This window comes from Acidovorax sp. GW835-FHT14G06 (genome assembly GCF_058793595.1).
In genome coordinates this window covers 202,291-217,014 of the sequence record NZ_JBXAGA010000005.1, presented here as the reverse complement: position 1 = coordinate 217,014, position 14,724 = coordinate 202,291, and the positions used below count along the sequence as shown (strand labels likewise).

The following is a 14,724-nucleotide window of genomic DNA, read 5'->3' as shown; positions in this document are numbered from 1 at the left end:
GACAGTGTCTGACCCGCACCCCGCGCACCCCGGGCGACCGCCCGAGAGGGAAGATAAGCGCACCTTCCTGCAGAAAGTGGCCGAGTTCATCCATCCTGGGCCGGATTCCACGGAAGAACTCATCGAAACCCTGGCCGAGGCCGAGGACAACGAGGTCATCGGCGCTGACTCGCGCGTGATGCTGGAGCGCGTCATCCGCATGGCCGACATGACGGCGGGCGATGTGATGGTGGCCGCCCCGCGCATGGACCTCGTCAACATCGATGCGCCTTTTGATGAGCTGCTGCACCTGGTGATCAGCACCGCACATTCACGGTTTCCGGTGTACCAGGGCGAGCGCGAGAACATCATCGGCATCCTGATGGCCAAGGACCTGCTCAAGCTGCAGCGGGCGCCCGAGCTGAACATTCGCGCCCTGCTGCGCCCGGCAGCGTTTGTCCCCGAAAGCAAGGGCCTGAACGACCTGCTGCGCGAGTTCCGGGGCAACCGCAACCACCTGGCCATCGTGATCGACGAGTTTGGCCGTGTGGCCGGGCTCATCACCATCGAAGACGTGCTGGAGCAGATCGTCGGCGAGATCGAGGACGAGTTCGACATCCCGGAAGACGATGGCGATATCTTTGGCCTGGCCGATCGGACTTACCGGGTGAGTGGTGACACTCCCATCGAGCGCGTGGCCGAGGCCTTTGAGGTGGCCATCGTGGGTAGCGATCCCAACGAGCATTTCGACACCATCGGCGGCCTGATTGCCCACGAAATGGGCCATGTGCCCAAGCGCGGTGAGCATCTGCAGCTCAGCGGCCTGCATTTTGTGGTGCTGCACACCAAGGGCGGGGCGGTGCGCTGGTTCAAGGTGTCCAGGGTCGAAGACACTCCCTCCGACGGCTGATGTCGCGGCGCTCTCGGATGGCGGGCGGGCCGCTGCTGCCGCAACTGCTGCTGGCACTGGCGGCGGGCCTGGCCCAGGCGGCCTCGCTGGCCTGGCCGGGCAGAGGCCAACCCTTGTGGTGGCTGCAGCTGGCTTCGATGGCTGCGCTCGCCTGGATGGTGCGGCCTTTCGCTGTGGAGCACCCGCGCGTCGCTGCGCCCTGGCGGCGCGGTGCGCTCGTCGGCGGGGTGTTTGCCACCGCCTGGCTGGCAGGCACTTTCTGGTGGCTGTTCATTTCCATGCATTCTTATGGTGGCCTGCCCGCGCCTTTGGCCGTGGCAGCGGTGCTGGGGCTCGCTGCCTTTCTGGCCAGCTACTATTCGGCGGCTTTGGCCTTGTTTTGCCGGTATGCGCCGATGAATCGTGCCGGGAGTGCTCTTCTTTTCGGAGCGCTGTGGCTGCTGGCCGAACTGGCACGGGGCGTCTGGTGGACGGGGTTCCCGTGGGGTGCTGGCGGCTACGCGCATGTGGATGGGCCGCTCGCCGTGCTGGCCCGCCACATGGGGGTGTATGGCATCAGCGCGGTGGCTGCGGCGTTGGCGATGGGCGTGGTGCAGGTGCGTGCCACCGATCTGCGCAACGCGCGCTGGTGGGCGCTGGTGCTGGCGGCGGGCGGCCTGCTGGCCTGGGCCACGGTGGACCGGCTGTGCGCGGTCAATCTGTGCCACACCCCGGCACGGCGCGCAGCGCCCCCCCTGAGCCTGGAGCTGCTGCAGGGCAATATCCCCCAGGACGAAAAGTTCCAATCCGGCAGCGGCGTGCCCTTGGCCCTGCAGTGGTATGCCGAGGCCCTGCGCAACGCCCAGGCTGACCTGGTGGTGGCGCCCGAGACCGCCATACCGCTGCTGCCGCAGCAGCTCATCCCAGGGTATCTGGAGGGCATCCAGCAACACTATGCGCAAGGGGCCCAGGCCGCCATGGTGGGCATTCCGCTGGGGGATGAAGCGCAGGGCTACACCAACTCTGTGCTGGGCATGAGTGCCACGACCCAGGCAGAGCCCTACCGCTACGACAAGCACCACCTCGTGCCGTTTGGAGAGTTCATTCCGCCGTTTTTCAAGTGGTTCACGGCCATGATGAACATCCCGCTGGGAGACTTCAACCGGGGCACGGTGGGCCAGGCGTCCTTTGCCGTGGCGGGGCAGCGCATCGCGCCGAACATCTGCTACGAAGACCTGTTTGGCGAGGAGCTGGGCGCGCGATTCATCGACCCCGCCCAGGCCCCCACGGTGTTTGTCAACTTCAGCAACATCGGCTGGTTTGGCGACACCCTGGCCATCGACCAGCATCTGCACATCAGCCGCATGCGTGCGCTGGAGTTCGAGCGCCCCATGGTGCGCGCCACCAACACAGGCGCTACCGTCATCATTGACCACCGGGGCGTGGTTACGCACCAGCTGGCCCGCTATACGCGCGGGGTGCTCAAAGGCGAGGTGCAGGGCCGGGGGCTGGACGCACAAAGTGGCTGGGCCATCACGCCTTATGCGTGGTGGGTGTCCCGCTGGGGGCTGTGGCCGCTGTGGGCGCTGGGGGCTCTGGCGCTGGTGGGGGCCATGGTCGCCAGCGGGAGCCGCAGGCCGCGTGGCAATTGATCCAGGTCAGGCATTGCGCCCGGCGGCGCAGGGGCCTGCGCAAACCCATGTTTAGAGGCGGCTCCCTATGCCTTGATAATAGAGGCCCGCAACCGGGGGCTGGTGTTGCGTAAAACGATGATTTGAGGCGGGCCAACCGCCGTTCTGGAGCACGACTGAAAATGGCAGATTCCTTTTCCTACGAACAACTGATCGCCTCGGGCGAGGGCCGGCTGTTCGGCGCCGACAGCGGGCGCCTGCCGCTGCCGCCCATGCTGATGTTTGACCGCATCACGCACATCGACAGCGATGGTGGCGCGCACGGGCTGGGAAAGATCCGCGCCGAACTCGATGTCAAACCCGACCTGTGGTTCTTTGCCTGCCACTTCCAGGGTGATCCGGTCATGCCGGGATGCCTGGGGCTGGATGCCATGTGGCAGCTCATCGGTTTTTACCTGACCTGGCTGCAGCTGCCTGGCCGGGGCCGTGCGCTGGGTGCGGGCGAGGTCAAGTTCACGGGCGAAGTAGGCCCGGACGTGAAGCTGGTCACCTACGAAATCGACATCAAGCGCGTCATCAAACGCAAGCTGGTCATGGCCATTGGCGACGCCCGCCTGCTGGCGGACGGCAAGGAAATCTATGTGGCAAACGACCTGCGCGTGGGCCTGTTCAAGCGCGAGGAAGACGGCAAGGACGCAGCATGACCACCAAGAAGCGCGTAGTCATCACTGGCGCGGGCATCGTCTCGTGCATTGGCAACGATCTGGCCGCTGTGGAAGCTTCGCTGCGTGCGGGCACCAGCGGCATCAAGGCCGTGGAAAAGTTCAAGGAACTGGGCCTGCGCAGCCAGGTGGGTGGCGCGCCCGATATCGACATCGAAGCGCGCATCGATCGCAAGCAGCTGCGCTTCATGGGCGATGCGGCGGCCTATGCGCAGATCGCGCTCGAAGACGCCATCGCCCAGGCGGGCCTCACGCCAAGCCAAGTCAGCCACCCGCGCACCGGCCTCATCATGGGTTCGGGCGGCGGCTCTCCCGCCAACCAGATCGAAGCGGCCGACACACTGCGCGAAAAGGGCATCCGCCGTGTGGGGCCCTATCAGGTCACGCGCTGCATGAGCTCCACCGTGTCGGCCTGCCTGGCCACCAACTTCAAGGTCAAGGGCATCAACTACTCCATCACCTCGGCTTGCTCCACCTCGGCGCACTGCATCGGCGCGGCAGCCCAGCAGATCGCCTGGGGCGTGCAGGACGTGATGTTTGCCGGTGGTGGCGAAGAACTGTCCTGGGGCATGTCGCTGTTGTTTGATGGCATGGGCGCCATGTCCAGCAAGTACAACGACACGCCCGAGCAAGCCTCGCGCGCCTACGACGCGAACCGCGATGGTTTTGTGATCGCAGGCGGCGGCGGCGCCGTGGTGCTGGAAAGCCTGGAGCACGCCCTGGCGCGCGGCGCCCACATCTTGGCCGAAGTGGTGGGCTTTGGTGCCACCAGCGACGGCGAAGACATGGTGGCCCCTTCGGGCGACGGCGCCATTGCCTGCATGCAGCAAGCCATGGAAGGTCTGGATGCCCCCATCGACTACATCAACACCCACGGCACCTCCACCCCCGTTGGCGACATGCAGGAAGTGCGCGCCATGCGTGCCCTGTTTGGCGACAAGGTGCCGCCGTTCTCGTCCACCAAGTCGCTCACCGGCCACTCGCTGGGCGCCACGGGCGTGCAGGAGGCCATCTACTGCATGATCATGCTGAACAAGGGCTTCATCGCCGGCTCGGCCAATGTCGAGACACCTGACCCGGCCCTGGGCGACATGCCCCTGGTCACGCAAACGCGCGATGCGCAGCTGAACACGGTGTTGTCCAACAGCTTCGGCTTTGGCGGCACCAACGCCAGCCTGGTGCTGCGCCGCTGGAACCACTGACCGCGGACTCTCCACCGCAACGGCCTGCCTGTCTCTGGACATGCAGGCCGTTTTTCATGGGCTCTATCGGGCCGTCAGCGCCTGGCGGGCCTTGGGGTTGGGCTGCAGGGCCTCGTGCAGCAAGGCGGGCAGCATGCCCAGCATGCGCGTGGCCTGCAGACCGGGCGGAAAGGCGCGCGCGTGGTAGCTGTACAGCGACATGGGGGCCAGCTCGTGCAGCTCCTGCGCCACCATCTGTGCAGGGTCCAGCCCTTTGGCGGTGAGAAAGTCCACCACCGTCCAGCCCATGCCCCGGCGCACCAGTTCCAGCGCCAGGCGTGATGTCTGCACCTGGATGCCGGGCCCGGCGGGGGAACCGAGGCGGTGTGCGATTTCGTCAATCGCCTGGCGCATGGGGTCGTCGCCCACCAGGCGGATCACGGGCACCTGCGCCAGCCGCGCACCGGGGCTGGCGGCACGGGGAGCTCGCGCCCACACGCTGGTCGCGACCGCCAGGTACAGGCGACCACTGACCAGCAGGTCGCTCGCGATTTGTGGGTGGGGATGTTTGTAGAAACCCAGGCAAAAGTCCACGCTGCGCGTGAGCAGGGCCTGCGTCATCTGATCCTGGTGGATAGTGCGCACCTCCACACCCACCTGCGGATGCTGCTCGGCATGGTGCTGCAGCAGACGCGGCAGAAATTCGTGCGTGATGGACGGTATGGCGCCCAGCCGCACATCGCCCGAGTCACTGGTGGCGAGGTTGCGCGCGGTGCGCTTGAGCGCATCCAGTTGCCGATAGATGCCGGTGGATTCGGTGGCCAGCACCTGGGCCTCGGGCGTCGGGGTCAGGCCTGCGGGCGAGCGGTTGAACAGCCGGTAGCCCAGCTGCAGCTCGGTGTGCGCCACGGCCTTGCTGATTGCTGAGGGGGTGATGCACAGCAACCGCGCCGCTGCGCTCATGTTGCCGGTTTGCAGCACGGCCTGAAAAACTTCCAGTTGTCTCAAGTTCATGGCGGAGTTGTCTTGTGGCGGTGGCCGAGCGGCACTTCATGGCCTTCGAACGGCAGTTCAGGGGTGTGAGCTGAATTCATAAGGGTGGGTCAATTATTCCGCATGACTGTGTTCTGGTTTCTCATAGGATGCGGCACCGCTCCACCGGCGGTTTTGCACAAAGCAGCGCAACACGCGCTGCCACCCAAAAAAATCAGGAGACAACCTCATGCGTATTTCTTCCTCCCCCACCGCCAGCCGCTGGCTCGCGGGTTTGCTGTTGTCTGCGGCCTCCGCTGTGGCCATGGCCCAGGCTGCCAAGCCCAACGTGGTGGTGCTGGCCACGGGCGGCACCATTGCCGGCGCAGGCGCTTCGGCCGCCAACAGCGCAACCTATGCCGCAGCCAAGGTGCCAGTCGATAAGTTGCTGGCGGGCCTGCCCGAGCTGGCCAATGTGGCCAAGGTGTCGGGTGAGCAGGTGTTCCAGATCGCCTCCGAGAGCTTTACCAACGAGCACCTGCTGCGCCTCGGCCAGCGCGTGTCGGCCCTGGCCAAGCAGGCGGACGTGGACGGCATCGTGATCACCCACGGCACCGACACCCTGGAAGAAACCGCGTACTTCCTGAACCTCACCGTGCGCACCAACAAGCCCATCGTGGTGGTCGGCTCCATGCGTCCCGGCACGGCCCTGTCGGCTGACGGCGCGCTGAACCTGTACGACGCCGTGACCGTGGCCGCCAGCAAGGACGCCGCCGGCAAGGGCGTGCTGGTCACGATGAACGACGAGATCCAGAGCGGTCGCGATGTGAGCAAGACCATCAACATCAAGACCGAGGCCTTCAAGAGCCAGTGGGGCCCGCTGGGCATGGTGGTGGAAGGCAAGAACTACTGGTTCCGCGCCCCGGTCAAGCGCCACACGACCAACTCCGAGTTCAACATCGACGACATCAAGGCGCTGCCCGCCGTGGACATCGTGTACGGCTACGGCAACATGAACACCACGGGCATCGAGGCCTACGGCAAGGCCGGCGTCAAGGCGCTGATCCATGCCGGCACCGGCAACGGCTCGGTGGCTGCACAGGCGGTCGATTCGCTCAAGGCCTTGCGTGGCCAGGGCGTGCAGATCATCCGTTCGGCCCGCGTGCCCGATGGTTTTGTGCTGCGCAATGCCGAGCAGCCCGACGACAAGTACGACTGGGTGGTGGCCCATGACCTGCGCCCCCAAAAGGCCCGCATCCTGGCCATGGTCGCTTTGACCAAGACCAACGACAGCAAGGAACTGCAGCGCATTTTCTGGGAGTATTGATCCCTGTTTCCGAGGTTAGAACGCCATGCTTTGACGCGATGCATGCGTTGACGGCCACACCCGTGTGGCCACCGGTACGCACCGGCTTATAGCTCGCGTGACTGGTTGGGAAGGCTGGGGCTCCAAAAGGGCTCCGGCCTTTTTTCATGGGGGCAGCCGCAGTTGCCTGGTTGCTCTTCAGCGCGTTCGGCGGCGCGCCGTAAAATCACCGGTTTGCGCGCGCGATGCCCGTCCTTGTTGCCCATGGGGCGGCGGGCGCTGGGTTTGGCTCGCGCACCGCGTTTTCTTCTTTTTCCCCTTACTTGCCAGGCCCTGGCTTGCCAGTGCCTCAGCCACAGACGCCATGTTGACATTCCAGCAAATCATTTTGAAGCTGCAGTCCTACTGGGACGCGCAGGGTTGCGCCCTTCTGCAACCCTATGACATGGAAGTGGGCGCCGGCACCTCGCACACTGCCACCTTCCTGCGCGCCATCGGCCCCGAGCCCTGGAAGGCCGCCTACGTACAGCCCAGCCGCCGCCCCAAGGACGGCCGCTACGGCGAGAACCCCAACCGCCTGCAGCACTACTACCAGTACCAGGTGGTGCTCAAGCCCGCACCGGCCAACATCCTGGAGCTGTACCTGGGCTCGCTCGAAGCCCTGGGCTTCGACCTGAAAAAGAACGACATCCGCTTTGTCGAAGACGACTGGGAGAACCCCACGCTCGGCGCCTGGGGCCTGGGCTGGGAGGTGTGGCTCAACGGCATGGAAGTCACGCAGTTCACCTACTTCCAGCAGGTCGGCGGCATCGACTGCAAGCCCGCCACCGGCGAGATCACCTACGGCCTGGAGCGCCTGGCCATGTACCTGCAGGGCGTGGACAACGTCTACAACCTCAAGTGGACCGACACCCTGAGCTACGGTGACGTGTACAAGCAAAACGAGGTGGAGCAGTCCACCTACAACTTTGAGCACAGCGACGCGGACTTTTTGTTCACGGCCTTCAACGCGCACGAAAAGCAGGCCAAGTACCTGATGGAGCAGCAGCTGGCGCTGCCTGCGTATGAGCAGGTGCTCAAGGCCGCGCACAGCTTCAACCTGCTGGACGCGCGCGGCGCCATCAGCGTGACCGAACGCGCTGCCTACATCGGCCGCATCCGCAACCTGGCCCGTGCCGTGGCGCAGAGCTACTACGAAAGCCGTGAGCGCCTGGGTTTCCCCATGGCACCGCGCGAGTGGGTGGAACAGATGGTCAAAAAGGCAGCGTGAACGAGCGAAAGAACAAGAACATGACGACCCAAAACCTCCTCGTTGAACTGTTTGTCGAAGAACTGCCCCCCAAGGCGCTGCAAAAGCTGGGCGATGCCTTCGCCACCGTGCTGGGCGACCAGCTCAAGGCCCAGGGCCTGGCGACGGCTGCCTCGGTGGTCACGCCCTTTGCCTCGCCCCGCCGCCTGGCTGCGCATGTGACGGCGGTGGCCGACAAGGCCGCTGACAAGGCCGTGCAGCAAAAGCTGATGCCCGTGACCGTGGGCCTTCAAGCGGACGGCAACGCCACGCCCGCGCTGCTGAAAAAGCTGCAGGCGCTGGGCGCCGATGTGTCCAACCCCGCAGCCGCTGTGGCCGCCTTGAAGCGCGCGCAGGACGGCAAGGCCGAAGCCCTGTTCTACGACAGCGTGGTGCCCGGTGCCACGTTGGCGGCTGGCCTGCAAAAGGCGCTGGATGAAGCCATCGCCAAGCTCCCCATCCCCAAGGTGATGAGCTACCAGCTCGAAACCGACTGCGAGCTGCCCGGCTGGACCAGCGTGAACTTTGTGCGCCCTGCGCACGGCCTGGTCGCGCTGCATGGCAGCACGGTGGTGCCCGTGAAGGCGCTGGGTCTGACCGCTGGCAACAGCACCACTGGCCATCGTTTTGAAGCCGCCGTGTCGCCCGTGGTGCTGGCCGATGCCGACAGCTACGCCGCCACCCTGAAGAAGGACGGCGCCGTGATCGCCAGCTTTGCCGAGCGCAAGGCCGAGATCGCGCGCCAGCTGGCTGCGGCTGCTGCGAAGGTGGGCAACGGCGCCCGCCCTATCGAAGACGAAGCGCTGCTGGACGAAGTGACCGCGCTGGTCGAGCGGCCCAACGTGGTCATCTGCCAGTTTGAAGAGCAGTTCCTGGGTGTGCCGCAGGAGTGCCTCATCCTCACGATGAAGGCCAACCAGAAGTACTTCCCGCTGCTGGACGCCGCGGGCAAGCTCACCAACAAGTTCCTGGTGGTCAGCAACATCAGCCCCGAAGACACGAGCTTTGTGACCGGCGGCAACGAGCGCGTGGTACGCCCCCGCTTGGCCGATGCCAAGTTCTTCTTTGACCAGGATCGCAAGAAGACCCTGGCCTCGCGTGTCGAGGGCCTGGGCAAGGTCGTGTACCACAACAAGCTGGGCACGCAGGGCGAGCGCGTGGAGCGCGTGCGCGCCATCGCCAAGGCGATCGCATCCCAGCTGGGCGACGCGCAACTGGTGCAGGATGCCGATCTGGCCGCGCAGCTGGCCAAGACCGACCTCGTGACCGATATGGTGGGCGAATTCCCTGAGCTGCAGGGCATCATGGGTGGCTACTACGCCCTCAACGACGGCCTGGGCGACACCGTGGCCCACGCCATTGAAGACCACTACAAGCCCCGCTTTGCGGGCGACACGCTGCCGCGCAACACCGCTGGTGTGGTGGTGGCGCTGGCCGACAAACTGGAAACCCTGGTCGGCATGTTCGGCATCGGCAACCTGCCCACCGGCGACCGTGACCCGTTCGCACTGCGCCGCCATGCACTGGGCGTGATCCGCATGCTGGTCGAGAAGGACCTGTCGCTGGACTTGAACGCGCTGCTGGCCGGTGCCGTGCCTGCGTTTGGCGACAAGATCACCGACGCCACGCCCGCTCTGGCTGACTTCATCTACGACCGCCTCGCCGGCAGCCTGCGTGAGCAAGGCTACAGCGCGCAAGAAGTGGACGCCGTGCTGGCCCTGCGCCCGCAGCGCCTGGCCCTGGTCGAGAAGCAGTTGGCCGCAGTGCGTGCCTTTGCCGCCTTGCCCGAAAGCCCCGCACTGGCAGCCGCCAACAAGCGCGTGGGCAACATCCTCAAGAAGGCCGAGGTCGAAGGCCCGGTGGATGCCCACGTCAACCCCAACCTGCTGCAGGAAAAGGCGGAGCAGGACCTGTACGCCGCACTGCAGCGCTTTGTGCCCGAGGCCAACGCCCAGTTTGACGCTGGCGACTACACCGCCAGCCTGCAGACCCTGGCCGTGCTGCGCGCGCCCGTGGACGCGTTCTTTGACGACGTGATGGTGAACGCCGAGCAACTGGACCTGCGCCTGAACCGCCAGGGCCTGCTCAAGACGCTGCACGAAGCCATGAACCGCGTGGCCGACCTGTCCCGGCTGGCTGCCTGACCCCCGGAACTGTTAGGCTGGTGGTTCTCACAAGGCAAACACCTCCTATGAAACTCGCCATCCTCGACCGCGACGGCACCCTCAACCCGCTGGGGGATGACTACATCACCTCGGCCGACGAGTGGACGGCGGTGCCGGGCGCGCTCGAGGCCATTGCCCGCCTCAACCATGCGGGCTGGCATGTGGTGGTGGCCACCAACCAGCCCGGATTGGGCCGGGGCCTGTTTGACGTGGTGGCGCTCAACGCCATCCACGCCAAGATGCACCGGCAGGTGGCAGCGGTGGGCGGGCGCATTGACGCGGTGTTCTATTGCCCCCATGCGGCCGACGAGGACTGCAGCTGCCGCAAGCCCGCGCCGGGCCTGCTGGAGCAGATTTGCGACCGCTATGGCGTAGAGCGCAACGAGGTCCGCGTGGTCGGCAACTGCGAGGCCCACCTGCAGGCGGGCGCCGCCCTGGGGGGGCAGTTGCACCTGGTATGCACCGGCCGGTCTGCTTCGTTGGGGCAGGGCGGGGCACTGCCTGCGGGTGTGCCGCCGGGCACACAAGTGCACGCCAGCCTGGCCGATTTTGTGGACCAGTTGCTGCCGGTGGTGCAGGGTGCTGCGTCTGCCGTGGCTGCGGCACCGCTGCCCCTCGCCGGTCATGGCCCTGCTGGTTCCTGATGCTATGTAATTAATAGCTGCTGGCGCATGATTCACTAGCGCTTGTGGCCCCTGAGACTCCAAAATGGCCTTTTTCCGCTCCGTCATTCACCTTCTCTGGATGGGCATCACCGTGGTGCCCTACGCGCTGGCCATCATGCTGGGCACGCTGCTGGGCGTGCGCGGTGTGCCCCTGTACCGCATCGCGCGGGCCTGGCTGTCGCTGTGCATCAGCGGCGCCCGGGTAGTCCTGGGCATCCGCGCCGAGGTGACCGGCATGGAGAACCTGCCGCAGGGCGCCAACGAAGGCGCCATCCTGCTGGTCAAGCACCAGTCCACGTATGAGACCTTTTTGATGCCGGTGATCATGCCGCACCCCCTGGCCTACGTGTTCAAGAAGGAGCTGCTGCATGTGCCCTTCTTCGGCTGGGCCATCGGGCGGCTGGACATGATCCACATTGACCGCAACCAGCGCACGCAGGCCTTCAACAAGGTGGTGCAGCAGGGCAAGGACCTGCTGGCCAAGGGCATCTGGATCATCATGTTCCCCGAGGGCACGCGCATCGAGCGGGGGCAGAAGGGCAACTACAAGACCGGCGGTACGCGCCTGGCGATTGACACTGGTGCGCCGGTGATTCCGATTGCCGTCACCTCGGCGAAGGTGTGGCCGCGCAAGGCGTTCGTCAAGCGCCCTGGCGTGGTGGATGTGTCGATTGGCAAGCCCATCTCCAGCGTGGGGCGCCAGCCCGACGAATTGATGCGCGAGGTGGAGGCCTGGATCGAGGCCGAGATGCGCCGCCTGGACCCAGAGGCTTACCCGGCCCTGGCGGCCAACACCACGGCACCCAGCGGGAAGTAAACCGACCGTGATGCAGCGGCTTGTGCAACTGGCGCTGGACCTGTTTGACCCACCCGGGGCACCTGCAGCAGGCCCCAGTCCTGTGGCTGCAGGTTTCAAGCCCAATCAGCCACAAGCGCTAGTCGATCAAGCGCCGGTAGCTCCTAAAACTATAGTGAGCCGGCCTGCAGCGCCAGCGGTGCCGCTGCCCTCGCTGTTGTCCCCCGCCGAGTTCCGCCACCCCCAGGCCAGCCGCGAGGTGCTGCTGGGAGATGCCGTCGTGGCCTATGCGCTGCAGCGCGCGCGCCGCCGCAGCATCGGCTTTACTGTGGGGGCTGACGGCCTGTCGGTGCGGGCCCCCAGCTGGGTGACATTGGGCGCGGTGGATGCCGCGCTGCGCGAGAAGTCCGACTGGATCCTGCGCAAGCTGTCGGAGGCGCGCGAGCGCCAGCAGCGCATGGAAGGCGGCCGCATCGTCTGGGCCCATGGCGCAGAGCTGCCCTATCTGGGTGAGCCGCTGAGGCTGGTGCTCGACCCCAGCCACAGTTTCGCGGGCAAAGGCGGAGCGCTGGTGGTGGCGGTGGAGCAGGGCGGCTCTGCCACGCCCAGCCTGCACATCGGCTTGCCCCATAGCGCCAGCGCTGCGCAGGTCCGCGACACTGTGCAGGCTTGGTTGATGCGCGACGCGCGCCGCCACTTCACCGAGCGGCTGGACCACTTTGCCCCGCTGCTGGGTGTGCGCTGGGCCAGCCTGCGCCTGTCGAGCGCCAACACCCGCTGGGGCAGCGCCAAGGCCGACGGCTCCATCCGCCTGAACTGGCGCCTGCTGCACTACCGCCCGGCCATCATCGACTACGTGGTGGCGCACGAACTGGCCCACCTGCGCGTGATGGACCACAGCCCCCGCTTCTGGGACACCGTGGCCACCGTGGTGCCGGACTACGCGCAGCTGCGCAGCCATCTCCGTGACGAACCCGCCCCCTTGTGGGATTGAAGAAGGACCCTGACGATGACCGAAGCCAAGATTTCCCCCGCCGAAGGCTACGCCGGTGACGTGACGCCCCAACAGGCCTGGCAATGGGTGCAGGCCGGGCAGGCCGTGCTGGTGGACGTGCGCAGCGACGCCGAACGTGAGTGGGTGGGCCATGTGCCCGGCGCCGCCGCTGTGGCCTGGAAACAATGGCCGGGCATGGCTATGAACGCCGATTTTGATGCCCAGATGCGCGCTGCTGTGCCCGAGGGCGGACGGGCCGTGCTGCTGTGCCGCAGCGGTGTGCGCTCCATTGCCGCCGCGCGCCGCGCCACCGAACTGGGGATCACGGCCTACAACATCCTGGAGGGTTTTGAGGGCGATGCCGATGCGCAGGGCCAGCGCGGCAAACGCGGCGGCTGGCGCTTGCACGGTCTGCCATGGAGGCAAGGCTGATCTGCTATCAAAAAAAGAGCTACCAGCGCTTTTTGTACTAGCGCTGGCAGCTCTGCGGGCTTGAATCTGCGAGAGATTACTTGGCCAACGGCGGAATCCGCAGCTTCTGGCCCGGGTAGATCTTGTCGGGGTGGCTCAGCATGGGCTTGTTGGCCTCGAAGATCACGGGGTACTTGTTGGCGTCGCCATAGAACTTCTTGGCGATGGCGCTCAGAGTGTCGCCGCGCACCACGTCGTGGTACTGGGCTTCGGGCTCGGGGTTGGTCACATCCATCAGGTTCTCGACGCTGGTCACACTGGCCACGTTGCCGCAGCACAGGGTAACTTTTTCCTTGGCGGCCTGGGTGGGGGCGGTGCCCTTGACGGTGACCTTGCCTTGCGTGCCGTCGAAGGCCACCTGGACGTTGCTGGCGCCCAGGTTCTGGGACGCGATGTAGGTCTCGATGGCCTTGGATGCCTTGGCGTTGAGTTCATCCTGCGTGGGGGCGGCTGCCGTGGCGGCCTGCGCCTCTTTGCCGCCGAACAGTTTTTCGCCGGCTTCCTTGATGAAACTGAAAAGACCCATGTCGTACCTCCTAATGTTGCAGAAACAGGAAAGGTCACTGTAGCTGCAATGGACGGCTGCGTTGTGTCGGACAGGCGCGCGACACGATTTTTCACAATTTGTGGGCCGGGAGGGCGGATGCGCCGGTGACTGTCGCCCTCGGGCAGGGGCATGTTGCAAAACTCGGGATAATCCGCCGCATGACTTTTCTGGCCATCGACGTCGGTAACACCCGTCTCAAATGGGCGTTGTACGACGCTCCCCGCCCCGGGGCTGCGCTCATTGCGCATGGCGCCGAGTTCCTCGACCATATCGACCGCCTGGCTGAAGGCAGTTGGGCGTCGCTGCCCCACCCGGAGCGCATGCTGGGCTGTGTGGTGGCGGGCGATGCCGTCAAACGCCGCGTGCAGGAGCAGATGGAAATCTGGGACGTCACCCCCTCGTGGGTGGTGTCCTCGGCACAGGAGGCGGGGCTGACCAACGGCTATGACCACCCCTCGCGCCTGGGCTCGGACCGGTGGGTGGCCATGATCGGTGCACGCCACCATGTGCTGACATGCGGCCCCGCACGGCCGCTGGTGGTGGTAATGGTGGGCACCGCAGTGACGGTGGAATGCATCGACACCGAGGGCCGTTTCATGGGCGGGCTTATCCTGCCCGGCCACGGCATCATGCTGCGCGCGCTCGAGTCCGGCACCGCCGGTCTGCACGTGCCCACGGGCGAGGTGCGCCCGTTCCCCACCAACACCAGCGACGCGCTGACCAGCGGCGGCACCTACGCCATCGCCGGTGCCGTGGAGCGCATGTACCAGCACCTGCTGCAGCACTGCGGCCAGGAGCCTGCCTGCATCATGACGGGCGGCGCCGGCTGGAAGATGGCGCCTAGCATGACGCGGCCCTTCGAGCTGGTGGACAACCTGATTTTTGATGGGCTGCTGGAGATTGCCGCGCAGCGGTTTGGGGGCTGAGGGCTGCGGCTGCAGATGGCAGTGCGAGGGTTTTGCAGCGGGTATTCGCCCGCCAGAAAACGGAAACCGGAAATCGGAAACCGCTCCAGCCAACCTTTCACTGCGCGGTCTTTGGTGGGACTTCTTTCGTCACAGAGGGTTGAAACGGTCGCTGCTCAAAACACCAGCGACCGCCGCGCAAGGGCTGCCTAG

At 65.7% G+C, this 14,724-nt stretch carries 14 protein-coding genes; 12 read left to right on the top strand and 2 right to left on the bottom strand.

The genetic code is table 11. The features are described 5' to 3' along the window. The first annotated feature begins 4 nt into the window (after positions 1–4). From AC1Q64_RS10415 to fabB, 4 genes are all read left to right on the top strand, one after another. The gene (locus tag AC1Q64_RS10415) at positions 5–889 is read left to right on the top strand and encodes a CorC family transporter (RefSeq protein WP_492251269.1); all 885 of its coding nucleotides are present in this window, start codon (positions 5–7) and stop codon (positions 887–889) included. Beyond that, complete coding sequence (lnt, locus tag AC1Q64_RS10410; RefSeq protein ID WP_492251268.1) at positions 889–2,520, top strand: apolipoprotein N-acyltransferase; 1,632 nt, start codon at positions 889–891, stop codon at positions 2,518–2,520. Before AC1Q64_RS10415 ends, lnt begins: the two co-directional genes overlap by 1 nt. A 161-nt stretch (positions 2,521–2,681) precedes the next feature. After that, positions 2,682–3,203 (top strand): 3-hydroxyacyl-[acyl-carrier-protein] dehydratase FabA, encoded by a 522-nt coding sequence (gene fabA, locus AC1Q64_RS10405; protein ID WP_008907199.1) that lies wholly within the window; start codon positions 2,682–2,684, stop codon positions 3,201–3,203. Next, entirely contained in the window at positions 3,200–4,423 is a 1,224-nt protein-coding gene (gene fabB, locus AC1Q64_RS10400) for a beta-ketoacyl-ACP synthase I (protein WP_492251267.1), read from the top strand. The genes fabA and fabB overlap by 4 nt, the downstream gene beginning before the upstream one ends. Before the next feature lie 63 nt (positions 4,424–4,486). Here fabB and AC1Q64_RS10395 read toward each other — a convergent pair whose 3' ends face one another. Continuing rightward, positions 4,487–5,416, bottom strand: coding sequence for a LysR family transcriptional regulator (locus AC1Q64_RS10395; protein WP_099731312.1), 930 nt, complete (start codon positions 5,414–5,416; stop codon positions 4,487–4,489). A gap of 208 nt (positions 5,417–5,624) precedes the next feature. On the opposite strand from AC1Q64_RS10395, the gene AC1Q64_RS10390 reads away from it, so the two are divergent. The 7 genes from AC1Q64_RS10390 to AC1Q64_RS10360 all read left to right on the top strand — a co-directional run bounded on the left by AC1Q64_RS10390 (position 5,625) and on the right by AC1Q64_RS10360 (position 13,020). Next, positions 5,625–6,701 carry a type II asparaginase gene (locus AC1Q64_RS10390; protein ID WP_099731311.1) on the top strand — a complete coding sequence of 359 codons (1,077 nt, stop codon included), beginning with the start codon at positions 5,625–5,627 and terminating at the stop codon, positions 6,699–6,701. Between the two features lie 343 nt (positions 6,702–7,044). Continuing rightward, positions 7,045–7,950, top strand: coding sequence for a glycine--tRNA ligase subunit alpha (gene glyQ, locus AC1Q64_RS10385; protein WP_008907201.1), 906 nt, complete (start codon positions 7,045–7,047; stop codon positions 7,948–7,950). A gap of 20 nt (positions 7,951–7,970) precedes the next feature. Further along, positions 7,971–10,112: a glycine--tRNA ligase subunit beta gene (gene glyS / locus AC1Q64_RS10380; protein WP_291434067.1), complete on the top strand. Its 2,142-nt coding sequence runs from the start codon at positions 7,971–7,973 to the stop codon at positions 10,110–10,112. A 47-nt stretch (positions 10,113–10,159) separates the two neighbouring features. Continuing rightward, the gene (gmhB, locus tag AC1Q64_RS10375; RefSeq protein ID WP_291434065.1) at positions 10,160–10,777 is read left to right on the top strand and encodes a D-glycero-beta-D-manno-heptose 1,7-bisphosphate 7-phosphatase; all 618 of its coding nucleotides are present in this window, start codon (positions 10,160–10,162) and stop codon (positions 10,775–10,777) included. Positions 10,778–10,841: 64 nt separating this feature from the next. Next, positions 10,842–11,615 carry a lysophospholipid acyltransferase family protein gene (locus AC1Q64_RS10370; RefSeq protein WP_291434063.1) on the top strand — a complete coding sequence of 258 codons (774 nt, stop codon included), beginning with the start codon at positions 10,842–10,844 and terminating at the stop codon, positions 11,613–11,615. Positions 11,616–11,625: 10 nt separating this feature from the next. Then, positions 11,626–12,588, top strand: coding sequence for a M48 family metallopeptidase (locus AC1Q64_RS10365; protein ID WP_291434061.1), 963 nt, complete (start codon positions 11,626–11,628; stop codon positions 12,586–12,588). Between the two features lie 15 nt (positions 12,589–12,603). Beyond that, entirely contained in the window at positions 12,604–13,020 is a 417-nt protein-coding gene (locus tag AC1Q64_RS10360; RefSeq protein WP_291434059.1) for a rhodanese-like domain-containing protein, read from the top strand. Between the two features lie 76 nt (positions 13,021–13,096). Here AC1Q64_RS10360 and lysM read toward each other — a convergent pair whose 3' ends face one another. Next, positions 13,097–13,585, bottom strand: a complete 489-nt coding sequence (lysM, locus tag AC1Q64_RS10355; RefSeq protein ID WP_291434057.1) for a peptidoglycan-binding protein LysM — start codon at positions 13,583–13,585, stop codon at positions 13,097–13,099. Between the two features lie 179 nt (positions 13,586–13,764). Between lysM and AC1Q64_RS10350 the strand changes: the two genes are divergently transcribed. Further along, the gene (locus AC1Q64_RS10350) at positions 13,765–14,532 is read left to right on the top strand and encodes a type III pantothenate kinase (protein ID WP_291434055.1); all 768 of its coding nucleotides are present in this window, start codon (positions 13,765–13,767) and stop codon (positions 14,530–14,532) included. The last annotated feature ends 192 nt before the right edge of the window (positions 14,533–14,724 follow it).

What these genes read in the sequence shown, in the direction of transcription:
- lnt (WP_492251268.1), top strand. Translation starts at nt 889, where the DNA reads ATGTCGCGGCGCTCTCGGATGGCGGGCGGGCCGCTGCTGCCGCAACTG.
- fabA (WP_008907199.1), top strand. Translation starts at nt 2,682, where the DNA reads ATGGCAGATTCCTTTTCCTACGAACAACTGATCGCCTCGGGCGAGGGC.
- fabB (WP_492251267.1), top strand. Translation starts at nt 3,200, where the DNA reads ATGACCACCAAGAAGCGCGTAGTCATCACTGGCGCGGGCATCGTCTCG.
- AC1Q64_RS10395 (WP_099731312.1), bottom strand. Translation starts at nt 5,416, where the DNA reads ATGAACTTGAGACAACTGGAAGTTTTTCAGGCCGTGCTGCAAACCGGC.
- AC1Q64_RS10390 (WP_099731311.1), top strand. Translation starts at nt 5,625, where the DNA reads ATGCGTATTTCTTCCTCCCCCACCGCCAGCCGCTGGCTCGCGGGTTTG.
- glyQ (WP_008907201.1), top strand. Translation starts at nt 7,045, where the DNA reads ATGTTGACATTCCAGCAAATCATTTTGAAGCTGCAGTCCTACTGGGAC.
- glyS (WP_291434067.1), top strand. Translation starts at nt 7,971, where the DNA reads ATGACGACCCAAAACCTCCTCGTTGAACTGTTTGTCGAAGAACTGCCC.
- gmhB (WP_291434065.1), top strand. Translation starts at nt 10,160, where the DNA reads ATGAAACTCGCCATCCTCGACCGCGACGGCACCCTCAACCCGCTGGGG.
- AC1Q64_RS10370 (WP_291434063.1), top strand. Translation starts at nt 10,842, where the DNA reads ATGGCCTTTTTCCGCTCCGTCATTCACCTTCTCTGGATGGGCATCACC.
- AC1Q64_RS10365 (WP_291434061.1), top strand. Translation starts at nt 11,626, where the DNA reads ATGCAGCGGCTTGTGCAACTGGCGCTGGACCTGTTTGACCCACCCGGG.
- AC1Q64_RS10360 (WP_291434059.1), top strand. Translation starts at nt 12,604, where the DNA reads ATGACCGAAGCCAAGATTTCCCCCGCCGAAGGCTACGCCGGTGACGTG.
- lysM (WP_291434057.1), bottom strand. Translation starts at nt 13,585, where the DNA reads ATGGGTCTTTTCAGTTTCATCAAGGAAGCCGGCGAAAAACTGTTCGGC.
- AC1Q64_RS10350 (WP_291434055.1), top strand. Translation starts at nt 13,765, where the DNA reads ATGACTTTTCTGGCCATCGACGTCGGTAACACCCGTCTCAAATGGGCG.